The sequence below is a fragment of the Mycolicibacter heraklionensis genome, from assembly GCF_001021505.1.
Taxonomy (GTDB): domain Bacteria; phylum Actinomycetota; class Actinomycetes; order Mycobacteriales; family Mycobacteriaceae; genus Mycobacterium; species Mycobacterium heraklionense.
Window position 1 is genome coordinate 200,297 of sequence record NZ_LDPO01000003.1, and the last position, 17,080, is coordinate 217,376.

At 67.2% G+C, this 17,080-nt stretch carries 16 protein-coding genes; 14 read left to right on the forward strand and 2 right to left on the reverse strand.

The genetic code is table 11. From position 1 onward, the window contains the following. Positions 1-7: 7 nt before the first annotated feature. Positions 8-757: a TetR/AcrR family transcriptional regulator gene (locus ABW16_RS06370; protein WP_047318309.1), complete on the reverse strand. Its 750-nt coding sequence runs from the start codon at positions 755-757 to the stop codon at positions 8-10. Between the two features lie 166 nt (positions 758-923). Here ABW16_RS06370 and ABW16_RS06375 point away from each other — a divergent pair, with 166 nt between their 5' ends. The 7 genes from ABW16_RS06375 (at position 924) to ABW16_RS06405 (ending at position 8,829) form a co-directional block, all read left to right on the forward strand. Further along, complete coding sequence (locus ABW16_RS06375; RefSeq protein ID WP_047318310.1) at positions 924-1,685, forward strand: crotonase/enoyl-CoA hydratase family protein; 762 nt, start codon at positions 924-926, stop codon at positions 1,683-1,685. A gap of 311 nt (positions 1,686-1,996) precedes the next feature. After that, positions 1,997-2,836, forward strand: coding sequence for an enoyl-CoA hydratase (locus ABW16_RS06380; RefSeq protein WP_047318311.1), 840 nt, complete (start codon positions 1,997-1,999; stop codon positions 2,834-2,836). A 14-nt stretch (positions 2,837-2,850) separates the two neighbouring features. Next, complete coding sequence (locus tag ABW16_RS06385) at positions 2,851-4,101, forward strand: amidohydrolase family protein (protein ID WP_047318312.1); 1,251 nt, start codon at positions 2,851-2,853, stop codon at positions 4,099-4,101. 2 nt (positions 4,102-4,103) lie between these two features. Continuing rightward, on the forward strand, positions 4,104-5,726 hold the full coding sequence (locus ABW16_RS06390; RefSeq protein ID WP_047318313.1) for an acyl-CoA synthetase: 1,623 nt from the start codon (positions 4,104-4,106) through the stop codon (positions 5,724-5,726). Beyond that, entirely contained in the window at positions 5,723-6,565 is an 843-nt protein-coding gene (locus ABW16_RS06395) for an amidohydrolase family protein (protein ID WP_047318314.1), read from the forward strand. Before ABW16_RS06390 ends, ABW16_RS06395 begins: the two co-directional genes overlap by 4 nt. A 1-nt stretch (position 6,566) precedes the next feature. Beyond that, on the forward strand, positions 6,567-7,637 hold the full coding sequence (locus ABW16_RS06400; RefSeq protein ID WP_047318315.1) for an acyl-CoA dehydrogenase family protein: 1,071 nt from the start codon (positions 6,567-6,569) through the stop codon (positions 7,635-7,637). A gap of 13 nt (positions 7,638-7,650) precedes the next feature. Then, positions 7,651-8,829 (forward strand): acyl-CoA dehydrogenase family protein, encoded by a 1,179-nt coding sequence (locus tag ABW16_RS06405; RefSeq protein ID WP_047318316.1) that lies wholly within the window; start codon positions 7,651-7,653, stop codon positions 8,827-8,829. Here ABW16_RS06405 and ABW16_RS06410 read toward each other — a convergent pair. Beyond that, a complete protein-coding gene (locus ABW16_RS06410; protein WP_047318317.1) occupies positions 8,816-9,634 on the reverse strand; it encodes an AraC family transcriptional regulator in 819 nt (272 codons plus the stop codon). The two genes, ABW16_RS06405 and ABW16_RS06410, sit on opposite strands and share 14 nt — an antisense overlap. A 25-nt stretch (positions 9,635-9,659) precedes the next feature. On the opposite strand from ABW16_RS06410, the gene ABW16_RS06415 reads away from it, so the two are divergent. Genes ABW16_RS06415 through ABW16_RS06445 form a run of 7 tightly spaced genes read left to right on the forward strand, consistent with a single transcriptional unit; the run spans position 9,660 to position 17,035 of the window. Further along, entirely contained in the window at positions 9,660-10,922 is a 1,263-nt protein-coding gene (locus tag ABW16_RS06415; RefSeq protein ID WP_047318318.1) for an amidohydrolase family protein, read from the forward strand. A gap of 4 nt (positions 10,923-10,926) precedes the next feature. Beyond that, the gene (locus tag ABW16_RS06420) at positions 10,927-11,751 is read left to right on the forward strand and encodes an SDR family oxidoreductase (RefSeq protein WP_047318319.1); all 825 of its coding nucleotides are present in this window, start codon (positions 10,927-10,929) and stop codon (positions 11,749-11,751) included. A 51-nt stretch (positions 11,752-11,802) separates the two neighbouring features. Then, positions 11,803-12,684 (forward strand): helix-turn-helix domain-containing protein, encoded by an 882-nt coding sequence (locus ABW16_RS06425; protein WP_047318320.1) that lies wholly within the window; start codon positions 11,803-11,805, stop codon positions 12,682-12,684. Continuing rightward, positions 12,681-14,900 carry an acyl-CoA dehydrogenase gene (locus tag ABW16_RS06430; RefSeq protein ID WP_047318321.1) on the forward strand — a complete coding sequence of 740 codons (2,220 nt, stop codon included), beginning with the start codon at positions 12,681-12,683 and terminating at the stop codon, positions 14,898-14,900. Before ABW16_RS06425 ends, ABW16_RS06430 begins: the two co-directional genes overlap by 4 nt. Positions 14,901-14,916: 16 nt before the next feature. Next, entirely contained in the window at positions 14,917-16,125 is a 1,209-nt protein-coding gene (locus ABW16_RS06435) for a thiolase family protein (RefSeq protein ID WP_047318390.1), read from the forward strand. A gap of 6 nt (positions 16,126-16,131) precedes the next feature. Further along, on the forward strand, positions 16,132-16,554 hold the full coding sequence (locus ABW16_RS06440) for a Zn-ribbon domain-containing OB-fold protein (RefSeq protein WP_047318322.1): 423 nt from the start codon (positions 16,132-16,134) through the stop codon (positions 16,552-16,554). After that, on the forward strand, positions 16,547-17,035 hold the full coding sequence (locus ABW16_RS06445) for a nuclear transport factor 2 family protein (protein ID WP_047318323.1): 489 nt from the start codon (positions 16,547-16,549) through the stop codon (positions 17,033-17,035). Before ABW16_RS06440 ends, ABW16_RS06445 begins: the two co-directional genes overlap by 8 nt. Positions 17,036-17,080 lie beyond the last annotated feature (45 nt).

A 17,080-nucleotide genomic window follows, 5' to 3' on the forward strand; every position in this document is an offset into this window, starting at 1 on the left:
AGCGCGATTAGCGAGCCCCGGCCGAATTGCCCGCGCGACGCCGCGCCGGCTTGGTGTTCTTCTCGATGAGCCGTTCGGCGTGATCAAGGATGCAGTTGAGGCCGTATTCGAAGTTGGCATCGTCGGCCGCGCCGACCCGATGGCCCTGCCGAGTGGTCTCTGCAAGCAGTGGGGTCACAGCCGGGTCGATGACCAGCGCCTCCTCGAAATCGGACGGCCCCTCGGCGTCCGACGCCCGGTTCTTCTCGTACAGGCGCTGCAGCACCACCGACCCGCGGATGTGCACCGAGACCGCCGAATAGGTGTCGAAGGCGTCCTGCGGCGATAGGCCGGCCTCCACCAGGCTGGCGATCGCGCGCTCCACCTCCCGGACACCGAGCTGTGCGGCCCGCGAGCTCAGTGCGGCCCGAATCAGGATGAGATCGCACAAGATCGGGTTGCCCAGAAACGTCGACCGCATGCTGTGCGCGTGGTTGCTCAACGTCTGGCGCCAGTCCTTGGCCTCCACGTACGGGGTGGCGAACGTGTACTGGCGCAGGGCCCGGGTTGTCATCGCGTTGAGCAGGTCGTCCTTCTTGCGGAAGTACCAGTAGATGCTCGTCACGCCGACGCCGAGATGTTTACCCAGCAACGGCATGCTCAGGTTGTCGACCCCGATCTGTTCGGCGAGCTCGAACGCGCCGTCGATGATGTCGTCAGGGTTGATCGATCCGCGTTCGCGCCGTTGCCGCTTCTCGGCGACTGGCTGCTTTGCCACTGCGGGTACCTCCAGTTCTGGTCGACACGGCCGGACTCGTCGCCGTTAAACCTAGCCGTTAAACCTACCTGTGCCCGTCGCCGCCACGGGGAATTGAGCTTCTCTTACTGTAAAGCATATGGTAAGTACTTTGGTAAACGTTGTCACAACGCCTGAAGGGTGAGTCGTGTCCGATGCGGTACTCCGCGAGCGTCGCGGTCGAATTCTCGTCATCACGATCAACCGGCCGGAGGCCCGCAACGCAGCCAATAAGGCGGTTGCCGAGGGACTGGCTGCCGCCTGCGACGAACTCGACGACACCCCCGAACTGTCGGTCGGGGTGCTCACGGGAGCCGGCGGCAATTTCTGCGCGGGCATGGACCTCAAGGCGTTCGCGGCCGGGGAATTGGCGTATGTCCCGGGGCGCGGGCTCGGCTTCACCGAGCGCCCGCCGCGCAAGCCGCTCATCTCCGCGGTCGAGGGTCACGCGGTGGCCGGTGGCACCGAGCTGGTGCTGGCCACCGACCTCGTGGTAGCCGCCAAGGACGCGAAATTCGGTATCCCGGAAGTCAAGCGGGGCCTGGTGGCGGCCGGCGGTGGTCTGTTGCGGTTGCCGCACCGCATTCCCTATCAGAAGGCGCTCGAGTTGGCTCTGACCGGCGAGAGTTTTACCGCCGATCAGGGTGCCCAGTGGGGATTCGTCAACGTGCTTACCGAACCGGGCGAAGCGTTGGACGGGGCCATCGCCTTGGCCGAGCGGATCACCGCGAACGGTCCGTTGGCTGTCGCGGTGACCAAGGAGATCATGGTGAAGGCGGCAAGCTGGAGCCCAGACGAGATGTGGCGCAAGCAAAATGAACTGATCGCGCCGGTATTCGCCTCACAGGACGCCAAGGAAGGCGCCATCGCGTTCGCTGAGAAGCGCGCACCGAACTGGACCGGCGCCTGAATCCTGGCCCCGACCGTGGGCGCGAAGCGCGCGCCGTCGCCGGCGCTGCTGCCGGTGCCCGACGAGACCCGGTCAACGTGCCCTCACCCGGCGGTTTCGCCTCCGAGGTGCTGGTCGGCTGGATCCCTCGGCGGCTCGGGTTTTCCCTGGTCGGCAAACCGGTAATTCGCTCCTGAACTGCTGACATGACTGTCTTTGACTGGATCGGCGCGGGTTGCAGAATGGTCTACTGAAAGGTATACAGTAAGAATAATTCCAGTCGGATTTCTGACGGTCGGTCGAGGCATCCGAAGCGAGGAGGTGCGGGATCGATGACCGCTGCCGACGACGGCACGCTCGTTGAGACGGGCCCCTCGGACGAGCCCGGAGTGCTCTACGACGTACGCGACGGCGTCGGGGTGATCACCTTCAACCGCCCGCAGCGGCTCAACGCCTGGGGGCCTGACATCGCGGCTGGCTTCTACGCCTCGATCGATCACGCCGAGGCGGATCCCGCGGTGCGAGCGATCGTGGTGACCGGCAGCGGCCGGGGCTTCTGCGCCGGCGCCGATTTGGGCGGTGGTGCTCAAACAGGCCCCAGCACAGACGCATCCGGCACTGACGTATCCCAGTTGGTCGGGGACCGTCACCCGCATTTTCTGACCGAACTGCGCAAGCCCGTCATCGCGGCCATCAACGGTTCCTGCGTGGGGATCGGCCTCACCCACGCCCTGATGTGCGACGTCCGGTTCGCCGCTGCCGGAGCGAAATTCGCCACCGCGTTCACCCGGCGCGGACTGATCGCCGAACACGGGATCACCTGGATACTCCCGCGACTGGTCGGGTGGGGCGCGGCGATGGACCTGCTGCTGTCCGGGCGCACGTTCCTCGCCGAGGAAGCGCGCGAGCTCGGTCTGGTCAACCACGTCGTGGCGCCCGAGCTGCTGTTGGAACGTGCGATGGACTACGCGGCCGACCTCGCAGCCAACTGTTCGCCGGCTTCGATGGCGGTGATCAAGGGACAGGTCTATCGCGACGCGCTCGACGACGTCGCCGCGGTGAGTGCGCGCGCCGAAACCCTGATGTACGAATCGCTGGCGCGGCCGGACCTCATCGAGGGAATCACCAGTTTCTTCGAGAAGCGCCCGCCGAACTTCCCGCCCCTCACTTGAGAAAGGTTGAGCACATGACTGCCGCACCTGAACGGCTCCCGTACTTGGCCGTCGACGTCGACAACCATTACTACGAGCCGCTGGACGCCTTCACTCGGCACCTGCCCAAGGAATTCCGCAGCCGCGGTGTCCAGATGGTGCAGGATGGCAATCGCACTCTGGCGGTGTTCGGCGGGGTCGTCAACCACTTCATCCCGAACCCGAGCTTCGACCCGATCATCGAACCCGGCTGCCTGGATCTGCTGTTCCGCGGCGAGATCCCCGAAGGCGTGGATCCGGCGTCGTTGATGAAGGTCGACCGGCTCTCCGAGCATCCCGAGTACCAGAACCGCGACGCCCGCGTGCAGGTGCTCGACCGGCAGCGGCTGGAGACGGTGTTCATGCTGCCGACCTTCGCCTGTGGTGTGGAGGAGGGACTCAAGTACGACATCCCCGCCACCATTGCGTCGGTGCACGCGTTCAACCTGTGGCTCGACGAGGACTGGGGCTTCGACCGTCCCGACGGCCGCGTGATATCCGCACCGATCATCTCGCTGGCCGACCCCGAAAAGGCCGTCGAGGAAGTCGAATTCGTGATCGGTCGCGGTGCCAAGCTGGTGTGTGTGCGCCCGGCTCCGGTGCCCGGCGAGGTTCGGGCCCGGTCCCTCGGTGACCCGGTGCACGACCCGGTGTGGGCGCGCCTTGCTGAGGCTGGCGTCGCAGTCGTCTTCCACCTGTCCGACTCCGGTTACATGGCGATCCCGGCGTTGTGGGGCGGCAGCGGTGTGTTCAAGGGATTCGGTAAGCGCGACCCGCTGGACATGGTGATCATGGACGATCGCGCGATCCACGACACTATCGCCTCGATGATCGTGCACCAGGTGTTCACCCGTCACCCCAAGCTCAAGGTGGTCAGCATCGAGAACGGCTCGTACTTCGTCTACCGGCTGATCAAGCGGTTGAAGAAGTCGGCCAACAACGCGCCGTACCACTACAAGGAAGATCCGATCGAGCAGCTGCGCAACAACGTCTGGATTGCCCCCTACTACGAGGACGACGTGAAGTTGCTGGCCGACACCATCGGCGTCGACAAGATCCTGTTCGGTTCGGACTGGCCGCACGGTGAGGGCCTGGCCGACCCGACCACCTTCACTGCCGACATCCCGCAGTTCCCCGAGTTCAGCGCGGAAGATACCCGAATGGTGATGCGGGACAACGCATTGACTCTGCTGGGTGATCCGAACCGTACCGCACCGGGCGTCGCCCACCTGGCAGCTTCGGTCTGACGGTGGGCGAATGGACCCTCGGCGCGGTCCTCGACGCGATCGCCGAGGCTGTGCCCGACCGGGCCATGACGATCTGCGGGGACCGGCGCAGCACGTTCGCGCAATCCGCGGAGTGCACCCGCAGGCTGGCCAACTACCTGGCCGGCCGCGGACTCGGTGCCCACCGTGAGCGTTCGCAGTTGCAGAACTGGGAATGCGGCCAGGACCGGGTCGCGCTGCTCATGCACAACGACCTGTACCCCGACATGGTGATCGGCTGTCTCAAGGCGCGCACCGTCCCGGTCAACGTCAACCACTACTACACTCCGGCCGAAGCCGCCGAGCTGCTCGACTATCTGCGGCCCCGAGCCGTCATCTACCACGGGTCGCTGGAGGCGAAATTCGCTGACACCCTGCGGGCATCCGGCGCCGAGCTGCTGATCCGGATCGACGACGGCGCTGCCGACGGCGGCGGACTGGATGCGGTATCGCTGGACGACGCACTGGCGCAGGGCGATACCGATCAGCTGGTGGCGCCGTCCCCGGACGATCTGCTGATGATCTGCACCGGGGGAACCACCGGGCGCCCGAAGGGCGTGTTGTGGCGTCAAAGCGACATCTACGTGTCATCGATGGTCGGTGACGACCACGCTTCGGTGACGGAGATCCACCAGAAGGTGCAGCATGCCGGTCCGGCCTGGTTCGCGCTGTCGCCGCTGATGCACGCCGCCGGACTGTGGACCGCGTTCTCGGCGATCCTGAGCGGCCAGACGGTGATCCTCAACGACACCCGCACCAGGTTCGACCCCCGTTCGGTGCTGGAAACCGCCGCGCGCGAGAAGGTGGGATTGATGACCATGGTGGGCGATGCCTACGCTGCGCCGCTGGTCGCCGAACTCGGCAGGGCAAGCTATGACTTGTCGTCGTTGCACTCGATCGGAACCGGTGGCGCCGCAACCAATCCGAAGTATCAGGCGGCGCTGCTGGAATTGCTTCCGCAGATCACCCTGATCAACGGGTACGGATCCTCGGAGACCGGCAACCTGGGCTTCGGGCGCAGCCAACGCGACGCGCGGCGTGACACCTTCGATCTGCGGGACGGGGGGTCGGTGGTGTCGCAGGACCGGACCCGGTTCCTGGAACCCGGTGACGCGGAAGTCGGTTGGGTGGTGCGGACCGGCCGGATCCCGCTCGGATACTTCGACGACGCCGACGCCACGGTGCGCACCTTTCCCGAGGTCGACGGCAAGCGTGTGGTGATCTCGGGCGACCGGGCCTGCATCGAGGAAGACGGAACCCTGCGACTGTTCGGACGTGATGCATTGGTGGTCAACACCGGCGGGGAGAAAGTGTTCGTCGAGGAGGTCGAGGAAGTGCTGCGTGCCCACCCCGGGGTGGCGGACGCGCTGGTGGTGGGGCGGCCCAGTGATCGGTGGGGCGAAGAGCTCGTCGCTCTGGTGGCATCGCAACCGGGTTCAACGGTCACCGACGACCTGCTGGACGCCCAGTGCCGGTCGGTATTGGCGGGGTTCAAAGTGCCGAAGGAGTTCATCATGGTGGCGCAGGTGCGTCGGCTGGGAAACGGCAAGGCCGACTACCGGTGGGCGAAACGTCAAGTGAGCGAAGAGGTGTCTGCCGGATCATGAAAGCCATCGATTGCCTGGTCAACGTGCACTTCGGCGAGCGCGAGCAGCCATCCTGGATGACTGCGACGCGCGACGACTACTTCAAGGGCTCCAAGTCGATGTTCTCCCCGGCTGACATGTCGGCGCTGCTCGACGAGATGGACGCCAACGGTGTAACCAAGGCCGTCTTGATGGACAACCTGGTCAAACCGTCGGTGACCGCGCGAAAATTCGTCGAAGCCAGGCCGGATCGGTTCGTGCTGGCCATCGGCGGCATGAACCTGCTGCGCCCAGTGCCCACATTGCGGGAGCTGAGCGCCGTCGCCAACGACCTGCCGGTGGTCTACGCCGTGGTGGGGCCCAGCTTCTGGGGAGACGGCCAGTATCCGCCGAGTGACGCCGTCTACTACCCGCTCTACGCCAAGTGCGCCGAACTGGAACTGCCGCTGTGCGTCAACACCGGTATTCCGGGACCCCCTATCCCGGGCGAGGTGCAGCACCCGATCCACCTGGACCGAGTCTGCGTGCGCTTTCCCGAACTGCGGCTGTGCATGATCCACGGCGCCGACCCATGGTGGGACGTCGCGATCCGCATGCTTATCAAGTACCGCAACCTTCGGTTGATGACCTCGGCCTGGTCGCCGAAACGTCTGCCGGAAGCCCTGCTGCACTTCATGCGCACCCGGGGCGCCGACAAGGTCATCTTCGCCTCGGACTGGCCGGTGCTGCGGATGGAACGGGTGGTGCCCGAGGCGCGCGCCCTGGACCTGCCACCCGACGTGCTCGACAAGTACCTCTACCGCAATGCTGCCGACTTCTTCTTCGCCGAACGCGGCGCCGTACCCGAACAGGAGAGCTGAGATGGATCGTTTCGAACTGCGCAGGCTGGACTACAGCCTGACCGAGGACCACGTCGCGCTGCAGGCTGCCTACAAGCAGTTCTTCACCACCCACTGTCCGATCGAAACGGTGCGCGCCGCAGAGGAATCCGGTTTCGACAAGAACCTGTGGGAGCGGCTGTGCGCGATGGGCGCCACCACCATGGCGTTGCCGGAGTCGGTCGGCGGCGACGGCGCCACCCTGGTCGACCTTGCGCTGGTGGCCGAGGAGGTCGGCCGCTGCCTGGCACCGGTGCCCTGGATCGACCAGGTCTGCGCCGCCCGCCTCTTGGGCCGCCTCGGTGGGTTATCGCCGGAAGCGGACGACACTTCCGACATCGTGAGCGGGACTCGACTGATTGCGTTCGACCCGCACCAGGAGGCTGTGGCCGGACGCCGACTGCTGCCGACCGGTTCGATCGCCGACACGATCATCGTCCGTGACGGCGATTCGGTGGTGCGACTCTCTTTCGACACCCGCCCGGTCCGGGTCGACAACATCGGCCGGTTGCCGATGGCCTGGGTCGACCCGGCCGCCGCCGACTCGGCGACGGTGCTGGCCAGCGGACCCGGGGCGCTGGCGGAATACCAGCGGGCACTGGATGAATGGCGACTACTCACCGCGTCCGCTCTGGTCGGGATGGTGGAGCAGACCATGACCATCGCCGCGGAGTTCGCCAAGACCCGCTACACCCTGGGCGTGCCGATCGGCACCCTGCAGGCCATCTCGCACCCGCTGGCGAACATGGCCATCACGGTCGCCTCCGGACGCAACCTGGCCTACCGAGCCGGATGGTTCCTGGACAACGAGCCCGACGAGCGTCCGGAACTGGCGGCCTCGGCATTTGTCTTCATGGCCGAGGAAGCCGCCAAGGCCGCCACCATGGCGGTGCACATCCAGGGCGGTCTGGGCGTTTCAGCCGAAGCCGCCGCCACCGCCTATCTGGTCCGGGCCCGAGGCTGGCCGCTGGCCGGAGGCGACCCCGGAGCCACCGCCTGCCGCATCGGCGACATCGTCGCCGCCCGTGAAACCGACTCCCGCGCAGCCGAATAGGACACCGACCATCATGGACTTCTCACAACCGCAGCTGACCGACGACGACCTGGCTTTCCGCGACGAGGTGCGCACATTCCTGGCCACCCACGTGACCGAGGACGTCAAGCGCCGAGACCGCGAGACCGGCGACAACTTCGACGAAGGCGTGCACCTGGCGCTGGGCGCGGCGGGCTACCTGGAGGCGGAGTGGAAACCCGAGGCCGACGGCGGCTTCCCGCGCGTGCGCCGGCGCATCTGGGAGCTGGAGAAACGCCGCGCCCACGTGCCCTGGGTCACCTGGGGGACCACGGCGATGGTGGCCCGGTCGGTCGCGTCCTTCGGCTCGCCCGAGCTGCGCGAGGAGATTCTGCCCGGGGTCTTCAGCGGCCACATCCGGCTCTGCCTGGGCTACACCGAGCCCGAAGGCGGCTCCGACGTCGCGACCTGCAAGACCCGCGCGGTACGCGACGGTGATAACTGGATCATTAACGGCTCCAAGATGTTCACCACCGGAGCCCACAACTGCCAGTACGTCTTTCTGATCACCAACACCGACCCGGATGCGCGGAAACACAAGAGCCTCACCATGTTCCTGGTGCCCTTGAACTCCCCGGGCATCGAGATCCAGGGCCTGCGCACCGTCGACGGCGACCGCACCAACATCGTCTACTACAGCGACGTCCGCGTCGACGACAAGTACCGCCTCGGCGAGGTCAACGGCGGCTGGACCGTGCTGCGCGAGCCGCTCAACGTCGAACATGGAGCGGTGGACGCCAATCCCGATGGGTTGCAGGACGTCTCGATCATGATGCACCAGGCGAACTTCATGGCCGTGGCCGTCGACAAGGCGGGCGAGGTGGCCGGGCGGTCGGGCAGTATCGCGGATCGTTCGGTGGCCTACCGGCTGGGCAAGGCGGCGGCCCGGGTCGAGGCGTCGCTGTCGGCGCCGTCCATTTTCGGACGGGTGGCGCTGGCACAGGCGATGCGCGATGTCTCGCCGGACCTGATGGACCTGCTCGGCAGCGCGTCGGCGCTACCGATCGACACCGACGGTGCCATCGACAACGGCGCGAGCGACTACGTCTTCCGGTTCGCGCCGCTGGTCGGCATCTACGGCGGCACTCTGGAGGTGTTCCGCAACATGATCGCCCAGTACGTGCTGGGTCTGGGCAAGCCGAATTACTCTGCGCCAGTGGTCAAGACGTCGTGATGCGGCGGTGATAGCTCGACGGGGCCTCACCGGCGAAGCGGGTGAACGCCCGGGTGAACGCGGACAGGCTGTCGAAGCCGACGGCGGTCGCGGTCTGTTGCACGCCTTGATCGGGCGCGGCCAGCAGCGCCATCGCCTGCAGCATCCGGGCGTGCAGTAGGTAGGTCCGCCAGGACATGCCGGTCACCGCCTCGAACTGGCGGCGCAGGGTGCGCTCGGACACCGCGACGGCGTGGGCGACCTCGGTCGCCGTCACCGACGCCAGGTGCGCCTTGGTGTAGACCATCGCCGCGCCCACGATCGGGTGATCGGAGATCGGCAGGCTCAGCGGCGCCTCGTGGTCCAACGCGGCCGCGACCAGATGGCCCAGCGTGCGGAAGAAGTCGTCGGAGACCGTGTCGCCGTCGGGCCGTTCGATCGGCCAGCGCAGCGAGTGCAGCATCATCTCCCGGATCAACGGCGAGACGGTCAGGATGCGCGCCCGGTCACCTGCCTGCGCGACCAGCTCGGGGTCGAACATCACCGCCACCGTGCGCACCTCCGGGCGCATGGTGGCCTGATGCTCCAGGCCGGCCGGAATCCAGGCCGCCTGCTGCGGCGGCAACAGATAGTGCGCGGCGGAGGTCTCGACCTCGACCACCCCGCCGACGGCGTACTCGATCTGGTGCATGTCATGGGAGTGCCATCCGGTGACGAGCTCCTGGCCCTCGTAGAGATAGCTGCCGGCCCGAGCACGGCCACCTCGACGGAGATCGATGTTGGCCGGTTGGGCAAAATCTATGGCCGAACGCGCGGAGACGGTCACGATTTTCCAGGGTACTAGTAGAACCATGAACATCGACGACTTGATCCTGGTCAGCATCGACGACCACGTGGTAGAGCCGCCCGACATGTTCCTCAACCACGTCCCGGCCAAGTACAAGGCGGAGGCGCCGATCGTCGTCACCGACGAAAAGGGCGTCGACCAGTGGATGTATCAGGGCCGCCCGCAAGGCGTCAGCGGCCTCAATGCGGTGGTGTCCTGGCCGGCCGAGGAATGGGGCCGCGACCCGGCCGGGTTCGCCGAGATGCGCCCCGGCGTCTACGACGTGCACGAGCGGGTCCGCGACATGAGCCGCAACGGCATCCTCGCCTCGATGTGCTTCCCGACCTTCACCGGGTTCTCCGCGCGACACCTCAACATGACCCGCGAACACGTCACCCTGGTGATGGTGTCGGCCTACAACGACTGGCACATCGACGAGTGGGCGGGCTCCTACCCGGGCCGGTTCATCCCGATCGCGATCCTGCCGACCTGGAACCCCGAAGCGATGTGCGCCGAGATCCGCCGGGTGGCGGCCAAAGGCTGCCGCGCGGTCACCATGCCCGAACTGCCGCACCTGGAGGGGCTGCCCAGCTACCACGACGACGAGTACTGGGGGCCGGTGTTCACCACGCTCTCGGAGTGCAACGTGGTGATGTGTCTGCACATCGGCACCGGGTTCGGGGCGATCAGCATGGCCCCCAACGCGCCCATCGACAACATGATCATCCTGGCCACCCAAGTCTCGGCGATGTGCGCCCAGGACCTGCTGTGGGGCCCGGCAATGCGCAACTACCCGGATCTGAAGTTCGCCTTCTCCGAGGGCGGCATCGGCTGGATCCCGTTCTACCTGGACCGCAGCGACCGGCACTACACCAACCAGAAATGGCTGCGCCGCGACTTCGGTGACAAGCTGCCCAGCCAGGTGTTCCGTGAGCACTCGCTGGCCTGCTACGTCACCGACAAGACCTCGCTCAAGCTGCGCCACGAGATCGGGATCGACACCATCGCCTGGGAGTGCGACTACCCGCACTCGGACTGCTTCTGGCCGGATGCCCCCGAGCAGGTGCTCGCCGAGCTGGAGGCCGCCGGAGCCGACGACTCCGACGTCAACAAGATCACCTGGCAGAACTCCTGCCGGTTCTTCGGCTGGGATCCGTTCGCCCGCATCCCGCGTGAGCAGACGACGGTGGGCGCGCTGCGCGCGACGGCCACCGACGTGGACGTCTCCATCCGGCCACGTGCCGAGTGGGCGCGCCGGTACGCCGACAAGCAACTGGCGCAGGCGTAGCGCGATGGTGGCGGTGATCACCGGTGGCGCCGGCGGGATGGGGCTGGCCACCGCGAAGATCGTCGGGCGCGAACAGCCCGTCGTGCTCTGTGACGTCCGGCAGGACCGGCTGGACGCCGCGGCGGCTGCGCTAGCCGACCTCGACGTGACGGTCGTCAACTGCGACGTCACCGACCGCGGTGCCGTCGCCGCGCTGTTCGACAGGGCGGCCGGTATCGGGCCCGTCACCTCGGTGATCCACACCGCCGGGGTCAGCCCCAGCATGGGCGATGCCGACTACATCATGCGCACCAACGCGGTCGGCACGCTCCACGTCAACGAGGTCTTCCACGCCGTTGCCCCGGAAGGGGCTGCGATCGTCAACGTGGCATCGATGGCCGCCCACCTGCTGCCCGACGAGCTGATCCCCACCGGTCAGTTTCCGTTGGCGCTGCAGGACGTTCACGGCTTCACCCAGGCCATGGCCGCGGTCTGCGAGCCGATGCCGCCGGAGGTGCGTTCGGGTATCGCCTACGCGGTGAGCAAGGCGTTCGTCCGCTGGTATTCGAGTTCGCAGGCCGAGCGGTTCAACGGGCGTGGGCTGCGCATCGTCTCGGTGTCGCCGGGCTCGGTGGACACCGAGATGGGCCGGTTGGAGGAGCAGGCCGGTGCGGGGTCGCTGGTCGCCGACGCCGCGGTCCCGCGCTGGGGAACGCCCGAGGAGATGGCCGAACTGCTGGCGTTCTGCGTCAGCGCGAAGGCCGGCTATCTCACCGGCACCGACATCCTCAACGACGGTGGCGTGGTGGCCTCGGTGCGGGAGCGTGCGCGGGTGGCGGCCGCCGGCTGAGGTCGCCCGCGAACTTGCAGACGTCGACTATTCGACGTATTTTTCGAAAGTATGACGGTCTCTTCGCCGCCCACCGAGCGCGTGATGAGGATTCTGGAGTTGCTCGCCGCCGATCCGGAACGGCGCTTCTCGATGTCGGAGATCGCGCACACCCTCGACATCAGCCACGGCACCTGCCATGCGATCGTCACGACCTTGGCGGGCCGGCAGTGGATCGTGCGCGACCGGCACTCGGGCGGCTATTCCTGGGGGCCGGCCATCGCCGCGCTCGCCCGTCCGGTCAACAAACAGGCGTTCCGGCCGGAGCTGCAGCGGCTTTTCGACGCGGTCGGCAGGCAGGCCGTCCTCGGTGTTCGCCAGGGCGCGACGGTGGTGGTGACCGATTCGGTCGGGGAGTCGATCGCCGGCCTGCGGTTGGGTGCCGGGTTCCGGATGCCGCTGGTGGCGCCGTTCTGCCGTGAGTTCGTCGCCGGCGCAGGCGAGAAGGTCAAGAAGGAATGGCTGAGCGGCCTGGGCGCACCGTCGCCACGGCTGCGACGCCGGCTGGGTGCGGTGCTCGACGAGGTCGGTGGGCGCGGCTACGCGATCGACCGGATGAGCCGCGAATACGTTCGGGTGTACTCCGCGTTGCAGGCGCTGGCCGCCGAGGGAGAGCCGGACGAGATCACCGCGCGACTCGCCAACGCTTTCGCCGATCTGACCGTGGTCGACTACCTGCCCGACGAACTGGCCGGCGCGGAACACCATCAGATCGCCAGCGTGTCCGCCCCGGTCCGTGACGCCGACGGGACGGCGACCATGTCAGTGGGGGTCGCGCCGTTCGCAAGCCTGACCGCCGCGGAGGTCGCCGACCTCGGCGCGGCCGTAAAAGAGTCCGCCGCGCGTATCCAGTCCCAGTGGACTGCACGTGGAGAACATGAGGAGACCGCGTGAGCGTGACGCTCAACGCCGAACAACGCCAGCTCGGGGAGTCGTTGCGGCAGTTCACCGGCCGGCATGCGCCGATGGCCGACACCCGCAAGGCCTTCGATGCGCTGGCGGCCGGGGAACTGCCACCGTGGTGGGATGACTTGGTAGCGAACGGGTTTCATGCGATTCACCTGCCCGAACAATACGGCGGCCAGGGTGGCGGGCTGCTCGACGTCGCCGCGGTCCTGGAGGCCGCGGGAACGGTGTCCCTGCCGGGTCCGCTGCTGCCGACGGTGACCGCCGGCGCGGTAGGTCTGCTCGCCGAGGCCACCCCGTCGCGGGAGGAGTTTCTGCGTGCCCTTGCCGCCGGTGCGCCGGCGGCCGTCGCGCTTGCCGGGCAGTCGGACTTCGTCGCGCGACGAGGCGACGACGGCTGGCTGATCAGCGGCACCTCCGACGTGATCTCCGGGGCTCGCTCGGCCCGGCTCGCGCTGGTCTGCGCCCGCTGCGACGACGGGACCGACCTCTGGACGGTGGTCGACACCGCTCGGGTGGCGATCCAGCCGGTGGCCGGCACCGACCTGCTCACCGACCTGGCCACGATCACCCTGGCCGATCACCCGGCGAGCGCCGGCGACGTCCTGGCCGGGGTCGACACCGAGCGCGCGGAGTGCCTCGCCGTCGGTCTCGCCGCAGCGGTGTGCGCCGGCATCGCCGGGTGGTGCGTCGAGGCGGCCACCGCGCATCTGCACACCCGGGAACAGTTCGGCGTCCGCATCGGCACCTTCCAGGCGCTGCAGCACCAGGCGGCCATGTTGCTGGTCAACGCCGAATTAGCCTGCGCCGCAGCCTGGGACGCACTGCGAGCCGTGACCGACACGGTTGAGCAGCAGCGCATCGCCGCGGCCACCGCAGCGCTCATCGCGGTCGCGCCGTGTCCGGACACCGTGTTCGACACCTTAACGATGTTCGGCGCCATCGGGTTCACCTGGGAGCACGATCTGCACCTGTATTGGCGACGCGCCACCAGCATCGCCGCTTCGATCGGTGCCGCCACCGGCTGGGCGCGTCGGCTCGGCGAGCTGACCGTCGCGCAGCAGCGGGACTTCACCGTGGATCTCGGCGGCGCTGAAGCCGAGTTCCGGGCGGGTGTCGCCGCAACGCTCGACGCTGCCGAAGCGCTGGACAACGACGGGCCGGGACGCCAGGGCGACTACCCGCACTTCGAAACGGGCCTGCAGCGGACGCTGATCGCCGACGCCGGGCTGATCGCCCCGCAGTGGCCGGCGCCGTGGGGACTGGATGCCTCCCCGCTGCAGCAGCTGATCATCATCGAGGAGTTCGCCAAACGACCCGGACTGGTCCGGCCGTCACTGGGCATCGCCGAATGGATCCTGCCGTCGCTGGTGCGGGCCGCACCGGATGCGTTGCAGCAGCGGCTGATTCCTCCCACGCAGCGCGGCGAACTGGCATGGTGCCAGCTGTTTTCCGAGCCCGGTGCCGGCTCCGACCTGGCGTCGTTGAGCACCCGTGCGGTCAAGGTCGACGGCGGATGGCGCATCAACGGCCACAAGATCTGGACATCGGCAGCGCAGCGTGCGGACTACGGCGCACTGCTGGCCCGTACCGACCCCGATGCGGCCAAACATCGCGGTATCGGCTATTTCGTCGTGGACATGCGCTCGCCCGGGATCGAAGTCCAGCCGATCGTGATGGCCACCGGCGCTGCCGAATTCAACGAAGTGTTCCTCACCGACGTCTTCATTCCCGACGAGATGCTGCTCGGCGAGCCCACCGAAGGCTGGCAGCTGGCGATCGCGACCATGGCCGAGGAGCGCACCGCCATCAGCGGATACGTCGAGCACGACCGGGCGGTCGCGCTGCGGGCCATCGCCGCGGTCCCGGGCCGGTCGCGCGATGACGCGCTACGCGCGCTGGGCGAACTCGACGCCTACGCCAACGCGATCAGGGCGCTCGGGGTACGCGAGACCATCAGGCTGCTGGACGGCGAGGGCATGGGGGCGTCGTCGAGCATCGCGAAAGTGGCGATGAACGTTTTGCTGCGCCGCACCTTCCACGCGACATTGGCGACCGTCGGGCGGCTGGCGATGGTCGCCGATTCCGACCCGGCCGTCGTCGAGCCGTATCTGTTGTCGCCGGCCGAGCTGATCGGCGGCGGCACCAAGGAAATTCAGCTGAACATCATCGCGCAGATGATTCTCGGCCTGCCCCGCAAATGAGATGAAGGACACCCGCATGGGACTACGTGGAGACGCCGCGATCGTCGGCTATGTCGAGCTGCCGCCGGAACGGATGAACAAGGCCGCCCCGGCCCCGTTCACCCTGGAGCAGTGGGCCGAGTTGAGCGCGGCCGCGCTGGCCGACGCAGGCCTTCCGGGTGAACTCGTCAACGGCATCGTCACCTCGCATCTGGGGGAATCCGAGATCTTCGTGCCGTCGACAATCGCTGAATACCTCGGTATGCCAGCGCGGTTCGCCGAGATCGTAGATTTGGGCGGGGCCAGTGCCGCGGCCATGGTGTGGCGGGCCGCGGCGGCGATCGAACTCGGCATCTGTGACGTGGTGCTGTGTGCGCTACCCGCCCGCTACATCACCCCGATGTCCGAACGTAAACCCAAGCCGCTGGTCGACGCCATGTTCTTCGGGTCGTCGAGCAACCAATACGGTTCTCCGCAAGCCGAGTTCGAGATTCCCTACGGCAACCTCGGCCAGAACGGTCCCTACGGGCAGGTCGCCACCCGCTACGGCGCCGTCTACGGCTACGACGAACGGGCGATGGCCAAACTGGTGGTCGACCAGCGCGTCAACGCCAACCACACCGACGGCGCGATCTGGCGCGACACTCCGCTGACGGTGGACGACGTACTGGCCAGCCCGGTGATCGCCGATCCGCTGCGCATGCTGGAGATCGTGATGCCCTGCGTCGGCGGTGCCGCCGTGGTGATCGCCAGCGCCGATGTCGCCAAGCGGGCCAAGAATCGCCCGGTGTGGATCAAGGGATTCGGCGAACACGTGCCGTTCAAGACACCGACGTATGCCGCGGATCTGCTGGCGACCCCGATCCGCGAGGCCGCCGACACCGCCTTCGCCATGACGGATCTGACTCGCGCGGACATGGACATGGTCTCCATCTACGACTGCTACACGATCACCGTGCTGCTGTCGCTGGAGGACGCGGGGTTCTGCGAGAAGGGCAAAGGCATGCAGTTCATCTCCGACCACGACCTGACCTTCCGCGGTGACTTCCCGCTCAACACCGCGGGCGGTCAACTCGGCTTCGGACAAGCCGGCCTGGCCGGCGGTATGCACCACGTCTGCGATGCAACGCGGCAGATCATGGGCCGCGCCGGCGCCGCGCAGGTGGCCGACTGCAACCGGGCCTTCGTCTCCGGCAACGGGGGGATCCTGTCGGAACAGACCACCCTCATCCTGGAAGGAGATTGAGCACCGATGATCACCTTTGAACGGCCGATGCCCGTCAAGACGCCCACCACCGCTCCGTTCTGGGATGCGCTGGCGCAGCACCGCATCGTCATCCAGTACTCGCCGTCGACCGAGAGCTACGTGTTCTATCCGCGGGTCCGCGCGCCGCGCACGCTGGCCGACGATCTGGAATGGCGCGAGATCTCCGGGATGGGCACCCTGTACTCCTTCACGGTGGCTCGCCGCCCGGTCGGCCCGCATTTCGCCGACGCGGTGCCGCAACTGCTGGCGATCGTCGAATGGGATGAGGGCCCGCGGTTCTCCACCGAACTGGTCAACGTCGATCCCGCTGATCTGGTGGTGGGGATGCGGGTGCAGCCGGTGTTCTGCGACTATCCGGAACACGACGTCACGATGCTGCGCTACGAACCGGCTCCGGATCATGGCTGACGACGCCGCGGCGCAGATCGAGGCGATCAAACGCCTGAAGTCCCGCTACTGCCGCTATCTGGACACCAAGGACTGGGCGGCCTGGCGTGCCCTGTTCACCGATGATTTCGTCAGCGACACCTCAAAGGCCGGCGGCAAAATCATCACCGGCGCTGACGAATTCGTCGCCTTCATCCGAAAGACCCTGAGCACGAGGGCGACAGTGCATCAGGTGCACGCGCCCGATATTGAGCTCGACTCGCCGACCACGGCGCACGGGGTGTGGGCGCTGGAAGATGTGGTGCGGTTCGGCCCCGGCGTCAATCTGCGCGGCTACGGCCATTACACCGAGACCTACGAGAAGGTCGACGGCGACTGGCGAATCAAGACCTCGACGCTGACCAGGCTGCGCGAGGACATCTTCAACGGAGTATTCGCGGTCTATCTCTCGCCGCGGGTCCGCGCGGTGCTGGCCCGGGCTGCCGGCCGGTTCATGAACTGAGCGCTTGACGCGGCTGTCCGAGCTCATCGTCGGCTCGATGGCCGT

Excerpts from the sequence above, each read along its gene's own strand:
- ABW16_RS06380 (WP_047318311.1), top strand. The coding sequence starts at position 1,997 with ATGACCGCTGCCGACGACGGCACGCTCGTTGAGACGGGCCCCTCGGAC.
- ABW16_RS06385 (WP_047318312.1), top strand. The coding sequence starts at position 2,851 with ATGACTGCCGCACCTGAACGGCTCCCGTACTTGGCCGTCGACGTCGAC.
- ABW16_RS06395 (WP_047318314.1), top strand. The coding sequence starts at position 5,723 with ATGAAAGCCATCGATTGCCTGGTCAACGTGCACTTCGGCGAGCGCGAG.
- ABW16_RS06400 (WP_047318315.1), top strand. The coding sequence starts at position 6,567 with ATGGATCGTTTCGAACTGCGCAGGCTGGACTACAGCCTGACCGAGGAC.
- ABW16_RS06405 (WP_047318316.1), top strand. The coding sequence starts at position 7,651 with ATGGACTTCTCACAACCGCAGCTGACCGACGACGACCTGGCTTTCCGC.
- ABW16_RS06415 (WP_047318318.1), top strand. The coding sequence starts at position 9,660 with ATGAACATCGACGACTTGATCCTGGTCAGCATCGACGACCACGTGGTA.
- ABW16_RS06420 (WP_047318319.1), top strand. The coding sequence starts at position 10,927 with ATGGTGGCGGTGATCACCGGTGGCGCCGGCGGGATGGGGCTGGCCACC.
- ABW16_RS06425 (WP_047318320.1), top strand. The coding sequence starts at position 11,803 with ATGACGGTCTCTTCGCCGCCCACCGAGCGCGTGATGAGGATTCTGGAG.
- ABW16_RS06435 (WP_047318390.1), top strand. The coding sequence starts at position 14,917 with ATGGGACTACGTGGAGACGCCGCGATCGTCGGCTATGTCGAGCTGCCG.
- ABW16_RS06440 (WP_047318322.1), top strand. The coding sequence starts at position 16,132 with ATGATCACCTTTGAACGGCCGATGCCCGTCAAGACGCCCACCACCGCT.
- ABW16_RS06445 (WP_047318323.1), top strand. The coding sequence starts at position 16,547 with ATGGCTGACGACGCCGCGGCGCAGATCGAGGCGATCAAACGCCTGAAG.